At 39.2% G+C, this 19,821-nt stretch carries 15 protein-coding genes and 1 pseudogene; 14 read left to right on the top strand and 2 right to left on the bottom strand.

Annotation, left to right across the window (positions count from 1 at the left end; translation table 11 throughout):
- The first annotated feature begins 420 nt into the window (after nucleotides 1-420).
- The 11 genes from uvrB (at nucleotide 421) to RT445_RS01160 (ending at nucleotide 14,864) form a co-directional block, all read left to right on the top strand.
- Complete coding sequence (gene uvrB, locus RT445_RS01210) at nucleotides 421-2,400, top strand: excinuclease ABC subunit UvrB (protein WP_274795662.1); 1,980 nt, start codon at nucleotides 421-423, stop codon at nucleotides 2,398-2,400.
- 7 nt (nucleotides 2,401-2,407) lie between these two features.
- Complete coding sequence (uvrA, locus tag RT445_RS01205; RefSeq protein ID WP_313469424.1) at nucleotides 2,408-5,275, top strand: excinuclease ABC subunit UvrA; 2,868 nt, start codon at nucleotides 2,408-2,410, stop codon at nucleotides 5,273-5,275.
- Nucleotides 5,276-5,635: 360 nt separating this feature from the next.
- Nucleotides 5,636-6,823, top strand: coding sequence for a DUF4097 family beta strand repeat-containing protein (locus RT445_RS01200; RefSeq protein WP_312504865.1), 1,188 nt, complete (start codon nucleotides 5,636-5,638; stop codon nucleotides 6,821-6,823).
- A gap of 247 nt (nucleotides 6,824-7,070) precedes the next feature.
- Entirely contained in the window at nucleotides 7,071-7,757 is a 687-nt protein-coding gene (ftsE, locus tag RT445_RS01195) for a cell division ATP-binding protein FtsE (protein WP_016991524.1), read from the top strand.
- Entirely contained in the window at nucleotides 7,747-8,631 is an 885-nt protein-coding gene (gene ftsX, locus RT445_RS01190) for a permease-like cell division protein FtsX (protein WP_274795665.1), read from the top strand. Before ftsE ends, ftsX begins: the two co-directional genes overlap by 11 nt.
- Nucleotides 8,632-8,685: 54 nt before the next feature.
- The gene (locus RT445_RS01185) at nucleotides 8,686-9,996 is read left to right on the top strand and encodes a murein hydrolase activator EnvC family protein (RefSeq protein ID WP_313469421.1); all 1,311 of its coding nucleotides are present in this window, start codon (nucleotides 8,686-8,688) and stop codon (nucleotides 9,994-9,996) included.
- Between the two features lie 235 nt (nucleotides 9,997-10,231).
- Nucleotides 10,232-10,864, top strand: a complete 633-nt coding sequence (locus RT445_RS01180) for a hypothetical protein (RefSeq protein ID WP_313469419.1) — start codon at nucleotides 10,232-10,234, stop codon at nucleotides 10,862-10,864.
- Nucleotides 10,861-11,448: a redoxin domain-containing protein gene (locus RT445_RS01175; RefSeq protein WP_274795668.1), complete on the top strand. Its 588-nt coding sequence runs from the start codon at nucleotides 10,861-10,863 to the stop codon at nucleotides 11,446-11,448. The genes RT445_RS01180 and RT445_RS01175 overlap by 4 nt, the downstream gene beginning before the upstream one ends.
- Nucleotides 11,449-11,896: 448 nt before the next feature.
- A complete protein-coding gene (locus tag RT445_RS01170) occupies nucleotides 11,897-13,339 on the top strand; it encodes a S41 family peptidase (protein WP_274795669.1) in 1,443 nt (480 codons plus the stop codon).
- 122 nt (nucleotides 13,340-13,461) lie between these two features.
- Nucleotides 13,462-14,643: a PDZ domain-containing protein gene (locus RT445_RS01165; RefSeq protein ID WP_312504860.1), complete on the top strand. Its 1,182-nt coding sequence runs from the start codon at nucleotides 13,462-13,464 to the stop codon at nucleotides 14,641-14,643.
- Nucleotides 14,643-14,864 carry a CsbA family protein gene (locus RT445_RS01160; protein ID WP_274795671.1) on the top strand — a complete coding sequence of 74 codons (222 nt, stop codon included), beginning with the start codon at nucleotides 14,643-14,645 and terminating at the stop codon, nucleotides 14,862-14,864. Before RT445_RS01165 ends, RT445_RS01160 begins: the two co-directional genes overlap by 1 nt.
- 34 nt (nucleotides 14,865-14,898) lie before the next feature.
- Here RT445_RS01160 and RT445_RS01155 read toward each other — a convergent pair whose 3' ends face one another.
- Together RT445_RS01155 and RT445_RS01150 are read right to left on the bottom strand one after the other, a co-directional pair.
- Nucleotides 14,899-15,225 (bottom strand): AzlD domain-containing protein, encoded by a 327-nt coding sequence (locus RT445_RS01155; protein WP_274795672.1) that lies wholly within the window; start codon nucleotides 15,223-15,225, stop codon nucleotides 14,899-14,901.
- Complete coding sequence (locus RT445_RS01150) at nucleotides 15,222-15,953, bottom strand: AzlC family ABC transporter permease (RefSeq protein ID WP_312504857.1); 732 nt, start codon at nucleotides 15,951-15,953, stop codon at nucleotides 15,222-15,224. The genes RT445_RS01155 and RT445_RS01150 overlap by 4 nt, the downstream gene beginning before the upstream one ends.
- 124 nt (nucleotides 15,954-16,077) lie before the next feature.
- Between RT445_RS01150 and RT445_RS01145 the strand changes: the two genes are divergently transcribed.
- The 3 genes and pseudogenes from RT445_RS01145 to RT445_RS01135 all read left to right on the top strand — a co-directional run.
- Nucleotides 16,078-16,629 (top strand): helix-turn-helix domain-containing protein, encoded by a 552-nt coding sequence (locus RT445_RS01145; RefSeq protein WP_312504855.1) that lies wholly within the window; start codon nucleotides 16,078-16,080, stop codon nucleotides 16,627-16,629.
- An 11-nt stretch (nucleotides 16,630-16,640) separates the two neighbouring features.
- On the top strand, nucleotides 16,641-17,279 hold the full coding sequence (locus tag RT445_RS01140; protein WP_312505137.1) for a TVP38/TMEM64 family protein: 639 nt from the start codon (nucleotides 16,641-16,643) through the stop codon (nucleotides 17,277-17,279).
- 279 nt (nucleotides 17,280-17,558) lie between these two features.
- A pseudogene (locus RT445_RS01135) lies at nucleotides 17,559-19,821 on the top strand (3'-5' exonuclease); the annotation flags it as partial.

Here is a 19,821-nt window from a genome sequence, read left to right as displayed (position 1 = left end):
CCAAAAGTGAATGTCCCCGCTCATAAAAGGAGGAGAACCGCTCCAAAAGTGAATGCCTCCGCTCATAAAAGAGGAGACTCGCTCCAAAAGTGCAAGCCCCTTGCTCATAATAGAAGCGTCCCCGCTCCAAAAATGCGTGTCCCCCATAAAAGAAGACAATCAGCTCCCCGAAAAGACTAATGTCATCCCAAAAGATGTGACTACCACTCTAAAATTAAAATCTAATGAATAGAAAAAGCTTGAAAACCTGATGAAGCGGCTATTATGAGGGTAACAAGTATTAATGGCTTCACGGTTATTTATTACAAATTTACGAGATGAAAAAAATTTTTACAAACATTCGTTCGTTAAATGTTCGAAATTTTAATACTGCTATGCTAAAATATATGTACAAATTGGAAGGAAAGGGCGGGGACATGTGTGCAAACATTTGATTTACAAGCGCCATATCAGCCTAGTGGGGATCAGCCACAGGCAATTGCGGAATTAGTGGAGGGTGTGAAGGCAGGTAAGCGTCATCAGACATTGTTAGGGGCTACGGGAACAGGTAAAACGTTTACCATTTCGAATGTCATCCAGCAGGTTAAGAAACCAACACTTATTATGGCGCATAATAAAACACTAGCTGGTCAGCTATATAGTGAGTTTAAAGAATTCTTCCCAAATAACGCGGTTGAATATTTTGTCAGCTATTATGATTACTATCAACCAGAAGCCTATGTACCGCAGACAGATACCTATATAGAGAAAGATTCTAGCATTAACGATGAAATTGATAAGCTACGTCACTCTGCTACTTCTGCATTATTTGAGCGTGATGATGTCATCATTATTGCATCTGTGTCCTGTATTTATGGTTTGGGGTCTCCTGAAGAATATCGAGAAATGGTTGTATCGATTCGCACAGGCATGGAAATCGAACGGAACCAGCTACTGCGTAAACTTGTTGATGTTCAATACGAGCGCAATGATGTTAGTTTTACACGCGGAACATTTCGGGTACGTGGAGATGTAGTGGAGATTTTCCCTGCATCACGTGACGAGCATTGTATTCGTGTGGAGTTTTTTGGTGATGAAATTGATCGCATTCGTGAGGTAGATGCCTTAACGGGAGAAATTTTATCGGATCGAGATCATGTGGCTATCTTCCCTGCCTCCCACTTCGTAACACGTGAAGAAAAAATGCGAAAAGCCATTGAAAATATTGAAAAAGAATTAGAGGAACGTCTTGCGTTGTTGCGTGCAGAGGATAAGTTACTTGAGGCACAACGTCTAGAGCAACGTACTCGTTATGATTTAGAAATGATGCGTGAAATGGGCTTTTGCTCTGGGATAGAGAACTATTCACGTCATTTAACTTTGCGTGAAGCAGGTGCTACTCCGTATACACTGCTTGATTATTTCCCCGATGACTTTTTACTTGTAGTCGATGAAAGTCACGTTACACTTCCACAGGTTCGCGGAATGTACAATGGTGACCAAGCTCGTAAAGGGGTGCTCGTAGAACATGGCTTCCGCTTGCCATCTGCTCTTGATAACCGTCCATTGCGTTTTGAAGAATATGAAAATCGAGTGCATCAAGCCATTTATGTATCCGCAACACCTGGACCTTATGAGTTGGAGCACACTCCAGAAATGGTCGAGCAAATTATCCGTCCTACTGGATTATTAGATCCAGTAATTGATGTTCGTCCTATCGAAGGACAAATCGATAATTTGATCGATGAGATTCAAGATCGAATTGCGCGAGATGAGCGAGTTTTAGTGACAACGTTAACGAAGAAAATGTCTGAGGATTTAACCGCCTATTTGAAGGAAATGGGCTTAAAGGTTGAATACTTGCATTCTGAAATTAAGACACTAGAACGTATTGAGATTATCCGTGAGCTACGTAAAGGGACGTATGATGTCTTAATTGGTATTAATTTATTGCGTGAAGGACTTGATATTCCAGAGGTATCACTTGTAGCAATTTTAGATGCTGATAAAGAAGGATTTTTACGTTCAGAACGTTCATTGATTCAAACAATTGGTCGTGCTGCACGTAATGCGAATGGTCATGTCATCATGTACGCGGACAATATGACAGACTCAATGAAAAAGGCGATTGATGAAACGAAACGTCGTCGAGCATTGCAAATGGCTTATAACGAGGAGCATGGTATAACGCCTCAAACGATTATTAAGAAAATTCCTGATGTGATTCGTGCAACACAAGTAGCGGAAGAAGAAGAATCTTATGTTACGAAGGCTACAAAAGGCAAAAAGCTGACAAAGGCAGAAAAAGAGCAGCTGTTGGCTTCTTTAGAGGTAGAAATGAAAGAAGCAGCAAAAGCGCTTGATTTTGAACGTGCTGCTGAACTGCGAGATACAATATTTGAATTGAAGGTAGAAGGGTGAATGACTTGTGAAAAATACTGAAATTGTCGTGCAAGGTGCACGTGCTCATAATTTAAAAAATATCAATGTCACAATTCCACGTGATCAATTAGTCGTATTAACAGGTTTATCAGGCTCAGGGAAATCTTCATTAGCGTTTGACACAATTTATGCGGAGGGGCAACGACGTTATGTCGAATCCCTATCCGCCTATGCTCGTCAATTTCTTGGGCAAATGGATAAGCCGGATGTCGATGCAATAGAAGGTTTATCGCCGGCTATTTCGATTGACCAAAAAACAACGAGCCGGAACCCTCGATCGACTGTTGGTACAGTAACAGAAATCTATGATTACTTACGATTACTTTATGCTCGGATCGGTAAACCGATTTGTCCCAATCATGGCATAGAAATCACTTCTCAAACGATTGAGCAAATGGTGGACCGTTTATTAACTTATCCTGAAAGAACGAAAATGCAGCTCCTTGCGCCGATGGTTTCTGGACGTAAAGGAACACATGTTAAACTGCTGGAGGATTTAAAAAAGCAGGGCTTTGTACGTGTGCGTATAGATGGTGAATTACGTGATTTAGATGATGCGATTGATCTTGATAAAAATAAAAAGCATTCGATCGAAGTAGTAGTGGATCGCGTGGTCATGAAGGAAGGTATCGCTGCTCGTCTAAGTGATTCTCTAGAGACGGCTTTACGATTAGCTGATGGCCGAGTACTTGTGGATGTGATGGAGCACGAGGAACTACTATTTAGTGAACATCATGCCTGCCCGTTATGTGGTTTTTCTATTGGTGAGCTTGAGCCTCGTATGTTTTCATTTAATAGTCCGTTTGGTGCTTGCCCAAGCTGTGATGGCTTAGGTTCAACACAAGAAGTGGATTTAGATTTGGTCGTGCCTGATTGGGACCGTTCCTTGTTAGAGCATGCCATTGCACCGTGGGAACCAACTAGTTCGCAGTATTATCCACAATTATTAAAAGCGGTTTGTGATCACTATGATATTCCAATGGATGTGCCTGTGAAGGATTTACCAAAAGACAAGATGGATAAAGTTCTATATGGATCTGGAAAAGACAAAATTCACTTCCATTATGAAAATGAGTTTGGCAATGTGCGAGATCAAATGATTGAATTTGAAGGGGTAGTCCGTAATGTTGAGCGTCGTTTTAAAGAGACAACGTCAGATTATGTTCGTGAGCAAATGGAAAAATATATGGCTCAACAAGCTTGCCCTTCATGTAAAGGTTATCGCTTAAAGCCTGAAACATTGGCGGTAAAAGTAGCGGACAAGCATATTGGTGAAGTAACACAATACTCGATTCAGGAAGCGGACACATTTTTCAAAGAGCTTAATCTCACTGAAAAGGATTTGCAAATAGCTCGCCTAGTTTTACGAGAAATTGAGGAACGATTGGGCTTCCTTGTCAATGTAGGCTTAGACTATTTAACATTGAGCCGCGCTGCAGGTACTTTATCAGGTGGAGAGGCGCAACGTATTCGATTAGCTACACAAATCGGTTCACGTTTAACTGGAGTTCTCTATATTTTAGATGAACCTTCGATTGGTTTGCATCAACGGGATAATGATCGTTTGATTAGCACATTACAAAATATGCGTGATATCGGAAATACGCTAATTGTGGTAGAGCATGATGAAGATACGATGCTAGCAGCAGATTATCTCATTGATGTAGGACCGGGCGCAGGCGTTCATGGCGGTCAAATTGTAGCAGCCGGAACACCACAAGAAGTTATGAATAATGAAAAATCGTTAACTGGGCAATATTTAAGTGGTAAAAAATTTATTCCATTGCCAATTGAAAGACGTCAACCGAATGGTCGTAAGCTCTCTATTAAAGGTGCCAAGGAAAATAATTTGCGCAGTGTCAAAGTGGATGTTCCACTAGGTTTATTTGTAGCGGTGACAGGAGTTTCTGGCTCTGGGAAGTCTACACTTATAAACGAAATTTTATATAAATCATTGGCACAAAAGCTGAATCGTTCTAAGGTCAAACCTGGCGAGCATAAAGAAGTGACGGGTATGGATGAGCTTGAAAAGGTTATTGATATTGACCAATCACCAATTGGGCGTACACCTCGTTCAAACCCAGCAACATATACTGGTGTCTTTGATGATATTCGCGATGTTTTTGCTGCAACAAATGAAGCAAAGGTACGAGGTTATAAAAAGGGCCGGTTTAGCTTTAATGTCAAGGGCGGTCGCTGTGAAGCATGTCGTGGGGATGGCATTATTAAAATCGAAATGCATTTCCTTCCAGATGTTTATGTACCTTGCGAAGTATGTCATGGTAAACGTTATAATCGTGAAACACTAGAAGTGAAATATAAAGATAAAAGTATCGCAGATATTCTCGATATGACCATTGAAAATGCAGTCGTGTTCTTCGAAAATATTCCAAAAATCCAACGTAAGCTACAAACAATTGTTGATGTTGGCTTGGGTTATATGAAATTAGGACAACCTGCCACAACCTTATCGGGTGGTGAGGCACAGCGTGTAAAATTGGCCTCAGAATTACATCGACGCTCTACAGGAAAGTCCTTCTATATTTTGGATGAACCAACAACAGGCTTACATGCCGATGATATTGCACGATTACTAGTCGTGTTACAACGACTTGTTGAAAATGGCGACTCTGTATTAGTAATTGAACATAATTTAGATGTTATCAAAACTGCTGATTATCTTATCGATTTAGGACCAGAAGGCGGAGACAAAGGCGGAACAATTGTTGCGACGGGTACACCTGAAGAAGTTGCAGAAGTGGCAGGCTCGTACACAGGGAAATACCTAAAGCCGATTTTAGAACGCGATCGTTTGCGAATGGATGCATTGCTAGCAGAGGCCTCTCAATCTTAAAAGGTGTTTCACTCGGTAGCTAATCAATTGGGTGAAAAGTGATCCAAAAGTAGAGAAACCCGCTCAATCAAGGTTGAAAAGTGTTCCAAAAATGGAGAAACCCGCTCAATCAAAGGTGAAAAGTGATCCAAAAATGGAGAAATCCGCTCAATCAAAGGTGAAAAATGATCCAAATAGGAGAGCCCCGCTCAAACTAGTTTGGAAATTTAACCAAAAAGACAGATGCCCTATAAATTTTTCTGAAAGAAGTAATGCTAGGTTGCTGTAATGAAAAGACCCAATTTATTCAATTTTGCAGTGAAACTTTTCACATGATGAATCGTATAAATAGTATAACGAACTGAGGGAGGCTATTTATTTATGCAAAATGAACGTCAACGAATTTTAGAACTTGTAGAAAAAGGTACGATTTCGGCACAAGAGGCGATTACATTATTGGAAGCATTAGAGCAACCTGGCAAGTCTACTCAAAATGTTATGGATGATGTGACAAAAGAGACACCGTCCTTTTCAACTGAAAAAGAGTCACTCTTTGAAGAAAAACCAAAAGATAATGATAAGAAAAAAGATGATTTTATGAAGCATTTCCAAGATGAAATGCAGGATTTTCGTAAAGATTTAACACAGATCGGTTCTCTTTTTATGGATATGATGAATACGGCTGTTAAAAAGGTTAAGGAATTTGATGTAGCCTCTCCATTTGGAGATAAAATTGAGTTTACACATACTGAAGAAGTGGCTGCTGCCCATGTAGACAATGTTATTGTTGAATTACCAAACGGTAACTTTTCATTGGAAGCTAGTGAAGGAGACACAATCCAAGTTATTTGCAAGGTGAAGGCACCACTGATGAACGATAGTGAGGAAGAGACACGTAATCACTTTTTAGAGCAATTTGTTGTGAAAGAGGATGAGCGTTCATTGCGCATTTTAAGCCAATTGAAGCTTGTTCAAGTTAATGTTAAGGTGTTAGTCCCTAAGGAAAAGCTTGAAAAATTATCTGTTCGTCTAATGAATGGTAGTGTTTCTTTACAAGACACAGAGTTTGAAGAATTAAAAGTGAAAACGTTAAATGGTGCTATTAAAGGTACGAAGTTTAACTTTGGAAAAGCGGAAGTTGATTCATCTAATGGCTCCATTGAATTGACAAATGTCCGTGGTAAAGATTTAGAAGCTGAAACATTAAATGGACGTGTTTATTTAGATGGTGCTTTGGATGAAGTGGAAGCTAAATCTGTCAATGGACATGTAGTGGTGACGACTTGTTCAACAAACTCATCGAAAATAAAGGCACAGACAGTTGCTGGGGCAGTCGAATTATATGTCCCACGATCAATTTCATTAAGCGGAAAAGTTGTCACGAATTTTGGGAAAGTGGATGTAGGAATTCAGGATGTTTCTAAAATGGAATCACAAGATCAATTCCTTTCTAAAGTAGTTCGTTTTGATAAAGAAGTAGAAGGTGCAAATCGTTTATTTATCGAAGGTGAATCGAAAACGGGTGCTGTATTAGTACGCTATACAACAACAGACGAACAACAAATTTAACAACAGAAGCATTTGGGCTATCTTAAAGGCCTGAATGCTTTTTTAAATCAAACAGGATTCGACGCTAAAGGAAGTCGATTTCTGTTTTTATTTTGTGTCATTTTCTTAAAAATAATGGCAAGGAAAGAACGAAATTGAAGGAACTACCACGGATTGAAATGAAACTGTAATAAAAAAACAGAAATAGAGTGCTATAATAGTAAAAGAAATACCTCTTACATAGATGAGAGTTTTAGGTGGTTTAATCATGATAGAAATGAAAAATGTGACAAAGAAGTACCCAAATGGTGTTGTTGCGACAAATGGTATTTCCGTTAATATAAAGCAAGGCGAATTTGTGTATGTAGTTGGTCCAAGTGGGGCAGGTAAATCTACATTTATTAAATTGATGTACCGTGAAGAAAAGGCAACATCAGGGCAAATCATTGTCAATGGTATTGATTTAGCAACATTAAAGAATAAAAAGGTCCCTTTTTTGCGCCGTCAACTTGGCGTTGTTTTCCAAGATTTCAAATTGCTACCTCGTTTGAATGTTTATGAGAACGTAGCTTTTGCGCTTGAAGTAATTGAGGAAAAGCCAGATGAAATACGACGTCGTGTTATGGAAGTTTTAGAACTTGTAGGATTAAAGCATAAAGCAAGAATGTTCCCTAATGAGCTGTCAGGGGGAGAACAGCAACGAGTTTCGATAGCACGTTCGATTGTCAATGTTCCTAAAGTGGTGATTGCAGATGAACCTACTGGGAACCTTGATCCTGAAACATCATGGGAAATTATGAATTTATTTGAGGAAATTAATGCACGAGGAACAACGATTGTGATGGCAACCCACAACCGTGAAATTGTTAACACGATTCGTCGTCGTGTAATAGCAATTGAGGGCGGATTAATTGTCCGTGATGAACACGGAGGTGAATACGGCTATGAAATTTAATACAGTCCAACGTCACTTCCGTGAAAGTGTCAAATCACTTGGCCGAAATAGCTGGATGACCATTGCATCTGTTAGTGCCGTAACAGTTACACTCATACTAGTAGGCGTTTTTGCACTTATTATGATGAATTTAAATAAAGTAGCAACCGATTTAGAAAACGATGTCGAAATTAAAGTTTTAATTGATGAGACGGCGGATGAAGCTGCTGAAAAAGCACTCATTGAAAAAGTCAAAAAATTGCCTGGTGTCTCTGAGATGAACTATTCCACAAAAGAAGATGAGTTAACCAAGCTAGTCAAAGATTTTGGTGATGATTTTAAGCTATTTGAACAAAGTAACCCATTACGTAATGTAATTTATGTAAAGGCTGCTGACCCGCAGCAAACAGCAAAAGTTGCTAAAGCAATTGATAAATATGAGTATACATATGACGTTATGTATGGCGAAGGAAAAGTTGAAAAACTATTTAACTTCTTAAATATTAGTCGTAATGTAGGAATCGTGCTTATTTTAGGGTTATTATTTACGGCAATTTTCTTAATTTCGAATACTATTCGTATTACGATTATTGCACGTCGAGATGAAATTGAAATTATGAAACTTGTAGGGGCTACAAATTCATTTGTACGTATCCCATTCCTATTGGAAGGTATGTGGCTCGGGATTTTAGGTTCCATCATTCCGATTGCGGTTGTCACAACCCTTTACCACAATGTATATAAAATTATTGCACCACGTTTACAAGGTGAGCTTATTCAAGTACTTGATTTTTCTCCACTTGTGTATCAGGTGAGCGGTCTTCTGTTACTCATAGGGGTACTTATCGGTATTTGGGGAAGCTTCATGTCAGTACGCAAGTTCTTAAAAATTTAGTCACAACGGATATTTGTGAGGTAGAACAAGAATAGTCGAAGGGGAGTTCAATCGGTGAAAAGTAAGGCGAAAAACACATTGAAAACACTTGCAGCAGCATCTGCTCTAATTCTTTTTATCCAAACTCCATCAGCATATGCAACAAGTTTGTCGGATTTAAAAGAAGAAAAGAAACAAGTTGAAACAAAGAAAAATGAATTAAACTCTTCGATTAGTAATAAGTCAAATGCCATTACTGCTAATCAAGAAAAGCAACAAAAAATCTTAGATCAAATTCAAGCATTGAACGCTGAAATCGACAAAACCAATAGTAATATTAAAAATGTACAAGCTGATATTCATGCCACAAATGAAGAAATTAAAAAATTAGAAGCGTCTATTAAGGAACTTCTGCATAAAATTGAAGAGCGTGATTTATTGTTACAAGAGCGTGCTCGTGCCATTCAAGCGGGTGGATCAGTAAGCTATTTAGACGTATTGCTTGGTTCTAATAGTTTTGTAGACTTCATCGATCGTTTCTCTGCAGTCAATGCATTATTAGAAGCAGATCGTCAAATTATTCAAGATCAAAAAGAAGATAAACAAAAATTAGAAGAGCAAAAGCAAGCAGTTGAAGAAAAGCGAAAAAAATTGGAAGGTAAAAAAGCTGAGCTTGAACGATTAAAAGCATCATTAGATGGTCAAAAAGCTGAGAAAAACAAATTAGTCGACCAATTAGAAAAAGAGCAAGAAAAGCTAAAATCAGAGAAAGTATTACTTGAAAAAGAATACTCTGAAGCATTAGAAGTAAGTCAAGAATTACAAGATCAAATTATTGCTGAACAAAAGCGTTTAGCTGAAATTGCTCGTCAACAAGAAGCAAAACGTAAAGCAGCCGCGGCAGCCGCGGCGGCAGCTGCTAACAAAGGTGGTGGCGGTGGTTCATCTGGTGGAACAGTCAATGCGCCTCAATCAAATGGTACATGGATTAAACCAACGAATGGTCGCTTAACGTCACCATATGGCTGGAGAAATCTTGGGGCAGGCCCTGAATTCCATTACGGTGTCGACCTTGCGAATGCAACGGGTACACCAATTTGGGCAGCATCAGATGGCGTAGTTTCTTATGCAGCACCACTTAGTTCATATGGTAATGTTGTCATCCTAACACACTCCATTGATGGACAAATTTATACAACTGTCTATGCGCATTTAAGTGCATTCAATGTTAGTGTAGGACAGGAAGTAACACAAGGTCAGCAAATTGCAGCGATGGGCAGTACTGGTCGCTCCACTGGTCCACATTTACACTTTGAAGTGCATAATGGCCCTTGGAGAGGACAAGCAGTCGGCAGTGTAAACCCACTAAAATATATTCCATTGTAAAAAATAAGCTATACATTAGAGTTTTCTAGTGTATAGCTTTTTGTATGTCTACTATTGTTTCCCTCAAAGCCTTCGTTCCATACTTTTTGTAAAATATGTTATGATGAACATATACATAGTGGGGTATTTTTACGACCCTGATTTCTTAAGAATTTCTGAAAACGTAGGAAATATTCTTATTTTAAAAAGGTTCTATGCTATGCTGTATGTATCTTTTGGAGGAGGGTTTGTTGGAGTGATTAATACGGAGTGGTACTCCATTCGAGCATTAACTTTACCAGCAACTGCTATCGCTTTACTTGCTACATTTTTTATTGTGTGGCTTATATTGCGTATACAATTTTCAAAAAAGTGGTCGGATGTATATAGTGATGCCGTTTTCACATTTATCATTGTGTGGAAATTAAGCCTGTTAGTAACTGATTTCAAGTCCGTTGTATCTTATCCAATTTCTTTGCTTTATTTTAATGGCGGAACCATTGGTGTTTATGTTGGCGTCATTGTAGCATCTTTGCAAATACGGAGAAAGCGTCACAAACTGGGGTTTGATGAACGGGAGATGATACCTTGTAGCTGGGCAATTATTTTAACGCAATCAATTTATCAAATGCTTGTCGTGCTACTCAACGACAACACCACACCGAGTGAAGTTATTACATTAGTTGTGCTAAGTCTATTAACACTCCTCATATTATGGAAACTAGCAGCAATGAAACAAACTTTATTACTCTATACAGTTGGCTATATACTTGTTGCCTTCTTTCAGCCACTAGGTGTATCGCAAACGGCTGTGGGAGTCAGTCTAGTATTACTTTGTATGGGAATAGTCATTCAACGTGAGCGAAACATTGTGGGAGGTAAGGAATGAAAAAAAATATTGGACTACTGATTGTCGTGCTTTTAGTAGTTGCGATGATTGGTACATATGTAAAGCAGCAAATTGACGAAGAACGTGCAATTGAAAAATCGGCCCTCGGTAAGGATATGGAGGAACGTGAAGTAGGCTTAGGAAATGGGGATACACCACCTGATTTCACATTAACAAGCTTAGATGGGGAAGACATTACGCTAAGTGATCTTCGAGGAAAAAAGGTTGTTTTAAATTTCTGGGCAACATGGTGTCCACCATGTAAGGCGGAAATGCCGCATATGCAAAGCTTCTATGATGAGTATGCAAAAGAGAAAAATGTTGAAATCTTAGCTGTTAATTTAACAACGGCAGAGCGTGATGTGACAGATGACGCGAAAGTGGACACAGTCATGACCTTTAGAGATAGCTTCGAGCTAACATTCCCAATTCTATTGGATCAAGATAATTCGGTAGGATTGGATTATCAAATTATTCCCATTCCAACAACTTATTTTATTGATTCCAACGGCTATATTCAACGTGCCATTAAAGGACCTATGGACGTGGACATGTTAAAGGAATATGTAGATGCATTAGATTAATTCATAAAAAATCTGTTCGTTTTCTATAGTAGAAACGAGCAGATTTTTTTATTTATAAACAAGAGTGAAATGAAATACTCGCGGGGCAAGGGTGAATACCCGCGGGCAAGGTGAATACCCGCGGAGCGAGGAGGAATACCCGCGGAACGAGAGCGAACACCCGCGGAACGAGAGTGAATACCCGCGGAACGAGAGCGAACACCCGCGGAGCAAGGCGAACACCCGCAGAACGAGAGTGAATACCCGCGGAACGAGAGTGAATACCCGCGGAACGAGAGTGAATACCTGTGGAGCAAGGGTGAACACCCTCGGAACAAGAGCGAATACCCTCGGAGCAAGGTGAAACCCTTAGGGAAAGTGAAATATTCTCCCTTCATAAATTTGAAAGGTAATCTTGTATGTTTGAAAAAATAGAGTCATACAGTAAAAGAGACGGATGAGGGAAGATTTGCGCAAATTAACGGCTGGTGTCGGAGTCCTACTTAGTAGTTTAGTGGTAGGTAGTGGTATTTACTTTGATTGGTTCAATATTGGCGATAAAAAGGAGCCTGTTACGGAGGTTGATACAATTGGTGAAGCCATGACACTCATCGAAGAGAAATCTGTATACAGTACGAAAAAGGATGCCTTGGTGGAGGGGGCTCTTCGTGGTATGGCTGATGCCATTAAGGACCCTTACAGTACGTATTATTCCAAGGAAGAGGCAGAGCAACATCGGCAAATGCTGGCCGAGGAAAGAGTGGGCATAGGGATTGAACTAACAGAAAATAAAGGGAAATTTATTGTTGTGTCTCCAGTCCGTTCATCACCAGCAGAGAAGGCAGGTATGCGCTCGCTCGATGAAATTGTACAAGTTGATGGGGTTCGGGTTGATGGGAAAACGATGAGTGAGTTAATGCATTTAATTCAAGGTGAGAAAGGAACGAAGGTAACCATTGTTGTTTATCGTCCTAGTGAGGATAAACATATTAAAATGACAATGGAACGCGCTGCCATCTCTAATAAAACCGTATCAAGTGAAGTTGTAATGGTTGAAGATACAGCCATTGGTTATGTGGTTATTTCATTATTTGGTGAAAAGACAGCGAATGAATGGGTTGCTGAAACGAGTAAATTGCTTCGTAAAGATGTTGAAGGAATTGTAATTGATGTACGTGATAATCCAGGTGGTTATTTACATAGCGTCGCAGCGCTACTGAGCACGGTATTGGACAATGGCAAAGTATTTGCATATATGCAAAATGCGGAAGGGGCTATGGAACCATTAAAAACGCAAACAAAGGGCTTTGACGAAAAATATTTAGAAACGATGAACAAAATTCCAATCGTTGTTTTACAAAATCAAGGTAGTGCTTCTGCTAGTGAGGTGTTGAGCGGTGCTTTAAAAGGATGGGGTCGTGCTTCACTTGTGGGGGTTAAAAGCTTTGGAAAAGGAACTGTGCAGGAATCTTGGGAGCTTTCAAATGGTGGCGAGTTAAAATTATCAACCAATAAATGGCTAACACCAAAACGCGAATGGATTCATGGGCAGGGTATTGAAGCAAGTTTAGTAATTGAGCAAAATGAATTATTTGCTTTTCAACTCCATCCTCTAACAGGTAAGTTTAAAGTGGGTGATATGAGTGAGGAAATTTCGTATTCACAAAATGCCTTACAGAAACTAGGCTATCAAATTGATCGTTTAGATGGCTATATGGACGAGACAACGGCAGAGGCGGTTAATCTTTATCGTAAACAGAAAAAATTAAAACTTGCAGAAGATGAATTTTACATGGATACAACGTTCTTTAATAGTTTAAATGAGACGTTAAAGGATTTTAAAGCCGATCGTCAAAATGATCAGCAATTCCAAATGGCCACTAGCTTTTTACTACATGCAATTGAACAATAACATCTGCTAAAAGAATAAAATGACCATAATACAAAGCTTTCTATGAGTTTGTACTACGCAAGAGTGTAGTCGTTTGATACAATAAATTCATAGTATTCATGATAGAAATGGCGGGTGTTCGTATGGTTAGTGAGATATTAATAGAAATTGTAACAGCGATTGGCCGCTTTTTACTCAACCCATTACTGTATATAGTCATAATATTTGCTATTTTATTAGGTTATCGTCGTGTAAAACAGGAGCGAAAATATTTTAATAGACGCATTATTTGGGGCTGGACGGAGCTAATCGGACAATGGAAAGATGGGTGGCTTTATGCATTACTCATTTCTCTTATCAGTATGATAGCAGGGCTTACTGTACCGAAAGAATTTTTAATTATTTTAATAGCAGTTTCTATAGTAGCACTTATCTTGTATTTCATTAATGCATTGTCACCCATTTTCACAATGGGTATTGCAACATTAGCGATATGGGCTATGTCCTATTACCATTGGTCTTTCTCTTGGTGGAAAATTTCCTTTGAGGATGTCAATTTAGATGATGGAGCAGTCGTTACGATTACCATTCTTGCGGGTCTTTGTGTCATTGCGGAAGGACTATTGATTCGACGTGCAGCAATGAAGGTTACTACGCCTAGTATTGAAAAAACGAAGCGGGGTATGCAGGCTATTGTGTATCGTTCAAGGAATGTTTGGGTGCTTCCGATTTTCTTTGTTATGCCTGGTGATGCTATTTCTGCCGTGTTGCCGTATTGGCCATTGTTTACGATAGGAGATAGTCAATTTGCATTTGTATTGATTCCGATTGTTATAGGCTTTGCCAAGCTGCTAAGAAAGGAATTACCAGCATTAAAACTGCCTAAAATAGGGCGATCTGTTTTATTACTAGGACAGCTTATTTTAATAGGCGGTTTAGCTGCTTATTTTGAGCCAATGATCGGTTTCCTGACGCTTGGTATTGGAGCGCTAATCCGTATCATTATGTCTATTTACTTTGCTCAACAAGATAAAACAGATCATTATGCGGTAGCACCAAGTACAAAGGGTGCGATTATTGCAGCCGTACTTCCTGATTCACCAGCTGAAAAAATGGGCTTACTGGCAGGGGAATGTATTCGCAAGGTAAATGGTGTGACTATTTTTACTGAAAATGAACTGTACGAAGCGCTACAATTAAATGCAGCCCATTGTCGTCTAGAAGTGTTAGATCGAAATAATGAAATTCGTCTCACACAGCATGTTATATATAGTAATGATCATTACCGCATCGGATTACTGCTTGCTGAGCCGAGGGATGTATAATGGACGTTTTTGGAAAAATGATGTTAGCATTATTTATACCTGCTTTATTGGTGTTATTGTTTACAAGAATTACGTATAATCGCTATGTTGCATTAGTATTAGCGATTGCACTTATTGCTGCCTCTGTCTATGCAGGTTATACATCTCCATCAATTATTTTTGTCATTGATGCCTTTTCATTAACAGTCGGTTTTTGGCTAGCAAGTAAACTGAAGAAATAAAAGAAGGTCAGTCCTAGCGAAGGGACTGACCTTTTTACATGAAAAATCGTACAGCTGCCATAATGATAACACCAGCAATAACTGTAATGGACAAACTTTTTGTAATAAGTGCAATAATTAGTGTTGGCACAAATGTAACAAAAACGGGCCAATCCAATGTCACCAATTTGCCACTGTCAGTATCTAATAAGTTTTCGATGACAAGAGCACTTAAAATACAAACAGGAATAAAACTGAGCCATTTAAGCACCACATCGGGGAGTGTTACACTACGTACGAACATAAAGGGAATAACACGCGGTAGCCATGTAACAAGGGCACAGCCGATAATGAGCCAGACCATATATGTAGTTGTCGTCACTTATCCGTCACCACCCCAATTGTTGCGACAATGATTGTTGCTAGCAGCACAGCCACATGCGAAGGTACTATATAAGAAAGACCATACATAATGACCACCATATAGCCGATTAATTTAATATAATGCATGATTTTACTTTTGCCAACGCTGCTCAATTGTAGAACTAATAGCGCAACAAACATGGCAATTAACGCAAAATCTAAGCCCCATTTTTCAGGATTGGCGACCCACTGCCCTAAAAAGGCACCAGTAACACAGGAAAGAATCCAGAAAGAGTAGGCAGTAATGTTTAGTCCATCCATCCATTTGCCGTATAATTTGCCTGTTTGCATTTGCTTTGTTACGGCTACGCCAAATGTTTCATCTGTTAATAATGTACCGAAGCCAACATTTCTTAGCATGGAATAGCGCGTAAAATGAGGTGCTAATGTTAAACTCATTAATAAATGGCGTAGATTAACGACAAAAATGGTTACAATAATAGCAGAAGCAGGACTACTTGTTAAGAGAAGCGCACAAAAAATAAATTGTGCAGATCCAGCATAAACAAGGATCGTTAAAAGTGCGATTTCAAGGACAGATAAACCAGAAGCGGAACCTACAACACCGAATGCAAGTCCTATACTAATATAACCGAGTAATGTTGGTACACAATCTTTCACACCTTGTAAAAAGCTATCGTTGGAAGAGCTTGTTGTATTCCGATGAAGCTCTGTTGTACTTGTCATAAATAGGTCATCCTTTCTTGATAATTTCCATGTATACTATTGATGGAATTGTTTGATAGTTCTTGATGTTTATTAAAGTATACATATGTCTGATAAAATAAACAATAGAAAATGGTGAGTAAAAGTGGAACAAATGAGCCGGAATTTAGCATTTCAATTAAAAAAAATTAGACAGCAGCGTCATTTAAGCCTAGATGATGTAGCAAAAGAAACAGGCGTTAGTAAAGCGCAGCTTGCCCAAATTGAAAAAGGAGAGGCCAACCCAACTGTGTCGACGATTTGGAAAATTGCTGCAGGGATGCGTATTTCATTTTCTTCTTTATTGCAGCCACCAACAGCCCATTTCACACGTTATAGCAGTAAAGATGTGCCACATGTCGATGAGGACGAGGGGCGCTATCGAGTGTATTCTATCATTCCGTATAACCCGGAGCGGGGGTGGGAATTCTATAAGGTTGAAATGGAGCCAGGAGCCGTTAGCAGGAGTGAAGCTCATACAGAAGGGGTAGAAGAAACTATAATGGTCATCAAGGGACAAGCAGTTATTTCTGCTGGAGATATGCATGAATTACTGGAAGAAGGGGATACACTAGTATTCTCAGGGCATCAGCCCCATGAATATCGAAATACGTCAGATGAGCTAACAATTTTTCATTTAATTTTACAGTATAAATAGAGGTGTCGATGTTGAGTGAATGGTTTACTGTAGAAAATATTGAACAGATTGCGGCACAGTATCGAACACTTGGTCCAATCATTGGTTTACTGTTACCATTTTTAGAAGCGTTTTTACCATTTCTTCCTTTAGTCGTGTTCGTTGTTGCCAATGCAAGTGCATTTGGCTTATGGTTAGGGTTTTTATTATCTTGGTTAGGCTCCGTAGCTGGCTCCTATGCAGTATTTTTGCTTGTCCGCCATTTTGGTAAGCATCCAAAGCTACAATTTTTAACAGGCAGTAAAAAAGTTCAGAAGCTAATAAAATGGGTGGATATGAATGGTATTAGTCCTCTATTTGTCCTCCTATGCTTTCCCTTTACACCATCTGTTATAGTGAATATTGTAGCGGGGTTATCCCATATTCATAAAAAGTTTTACTTAGTTGTTTTACTGGCTGGAAAGTTTGTCATGATTTTAGGGATGAGTGTACTAGGCTATGATCTTCAATCCTTATTGACAAGCCCCATAAGATTAGTGATTGCTGCAGTTGCAATTGTTATTTTATGGTGGGTAGGCAAGCTAATTGAGAAGCGATTGAACGCTCGTGTAGAAAGAGATTTAAAGCAAGCGCGAAATTTGACGAAAAACCGTGATCACCATGCCAGTTAACTATTTACTATAGCCTCTTTCTTTATCTGAAGAGGCTGTTTTTTTATGTAAACATATCCTTCTTTTTTATTGTCAGGTGAAGGTTGATAAATAGTATTTACTAGTTTTTTTCGATAGAATTTAAGGTAGACTAGTAAAGTTGATTTTAAATGTAGAAGGGTTCACCCAAAGAGAAAAGGAACCCGTTAATAATAGATGATTCCACAGCTAAAGCACGCTCTCGATTTGGTGAGGTGTTTACTAGAAGAAAAGAAAACCATCTAAAGAGGGGGAAAGGATATGACATTACGTATTGTTTCAGGACGATCGGGAACAGGGAAATCGGCATTTATTCATCAGGAAATTGTTGAACAACTTAAGACGGACCCATTAGGGCATCCAATTTTCATCATTGTTCCTGACCAGATGTCCTATTCTACCGAATATGAATTGACGAATAAGCATGGTTTACAAGGTTTGATTCGAGCACAGGTGATGACATTTAAGCGTTTAGCGTGGTTAGTCTTACAGGAGACAGGTGGTATCGCACGTAAAGAAGTAAATGGCTATGGTTACCGAATGCTCATTCGTAAACTTTTAGAGGAACAGAAAAGCGAGTTTTCTTTATTTCGACAAGCAGCAGGAAAACGAGGATTTACAGAGGAAATAGAAACCCTTCTAAAAGAATTTAGTCGCTATAGCGTCAATAGTTCAGTCTTGGCAGAAGTAACGGAATCTTTGAAGGCACTTGATGCTCCCAACACCTTACAAGCAAAAACGAATGATTTACATGTCGTTTTGCAGGCATTGGAGGAACGACTTGGTACAACATATGTCGACAGTGAGGGCTATTATCCAATTTTAACAGAACAATTAAAGTACGCTGAAACGATGAAGCAAGCGACAATCTATATTGATGGTTTTACGGCCTTCACTGTACGAGAATTGGAATTGGTTCGAGAGTTATTAAAGGTAACGAAGCAAGTAACCGTTGTTCTTCCATTTGACCATATAGATGAGGCTTTTGATGAGCAGGCACTATTTCATGAAGCAGCTTTAACAAATCAACGACTCCATGATATCGCCAATGAAGAGGGCATTGATGTTGATTTTCCATTACATTTTTATCATGCTAGAAGATTTCATTCTGAAGATTTACAGCATGTGGAGGCTAATTTTGCAAATTTAATGCCTAAAACGAAAGAAACCTCAGGAGATGTCATGGTACTTGAAGCATCAAATCGTCGAGCGGAGGTACATGCGATTGCCCGGGAAATAACTAAATTGACAAAAGAAGACGGATATCGCTATCAGGATATTGTACTTTTATATAGACAAGCAGATCTCTATGATCCACTTATCGCAAGTATTTTCCAACAATATGATATTCCTATTTTCACAAATACTAAAAAAACGATGCTACACCATCCATTAATAGAGTTAAGTCGGTCTGCATTAGAGATCATGACGTCTAATTGGAAATATGAACCGGTCTTTCGCAGTGTGAAAACCGATTTGTTTTTCCCGCTCCAAGCTGAACTAACAATTTGGCGAGAACGAGCGGATCGATTGGAAAACTATTGTTTGGCACAGGGGATCTATGGCGAACGTTGGTTTGAGGAGGCTCGTTGGTTTTATAAAAAGTATCGAGGACTAGAATTCCATTCGCGTGTACAAACAGATGAAGAGCGTGCAATGCAGGCAGAAATCGAGGCTATTCGAGATGAAATTCGCCAACCATTAAAAAATTTACAGGACAAGCTTGAAGCTGCACAAACTGGTAGGGAAATTGCCACTGCCTTATTTGAACTTGTGGAGGCATTACAGGTTTATGACAAGCTTCAGATGATGAAAGACCGTGAGCTTGATCGAGGCGACGCTTTAGCAGCGAGTGAGCACGACCAAGCTTGGAATGAATGGATTGCAGTCCTCGATCAATTCGTCTATATGTTTGGTGAGCAGGAGATGACTGTGGAGGAAGCAGCCAAAATACTTGATGAAGGTTTTGATACATTAGAATTTTCTCGAATTCCACCAACCCTAGATGAGGTCATGGTTGCGACTGTTGATTTGGCTCGTCTTTCTAATATAAAGGTTGCCTTTGTTGTAGGGATGAATGATGGAATTTATCCAACACGAATGGAATATGAGGGATTATTGTCAGATTCAGAGCGTGAATGGTTTAGTCAAATTGGCTATGAGCTTGCACCAACCTCTACCAATCGTTTATTACAGGAAAATTTCTTAATCTATCGTGCAGTTACGACACCTTCTAATAAGCTTTATGTGACATATCCAACAGCAGATGAAGAGGGCAAGGCACTGCTACCTTCTTTATATATCAAGAAAATAGTTGGTAATGACAAGGCGCCAGGTCTATTAAGTGATGTTGCTATAGAGCGAGTAGTTATTGATCCGATTGAATTACTGGATGGAGATGTTTTACCTTATTTACGCCATCCACGTACCGCATTAGCCCACCTTATGATACAGCTACGTCAAGCAGAGCATAGTCGTGAATTAGCACCTGAATGGCTAGCATTACAAAAATTTTATAAACAAG

The organism is Lysinibacillus sp. (assembly GCF_032093475.1).
Lineage (GTDB): Bacteria > Bacillota > Bacilli > Bacillales_A > Planococcaceae > Lysinibacillus > Lysinibacillus irui.
This window is presented reverse-complemented; position numbering and strand designations above follow the sequence as displayed.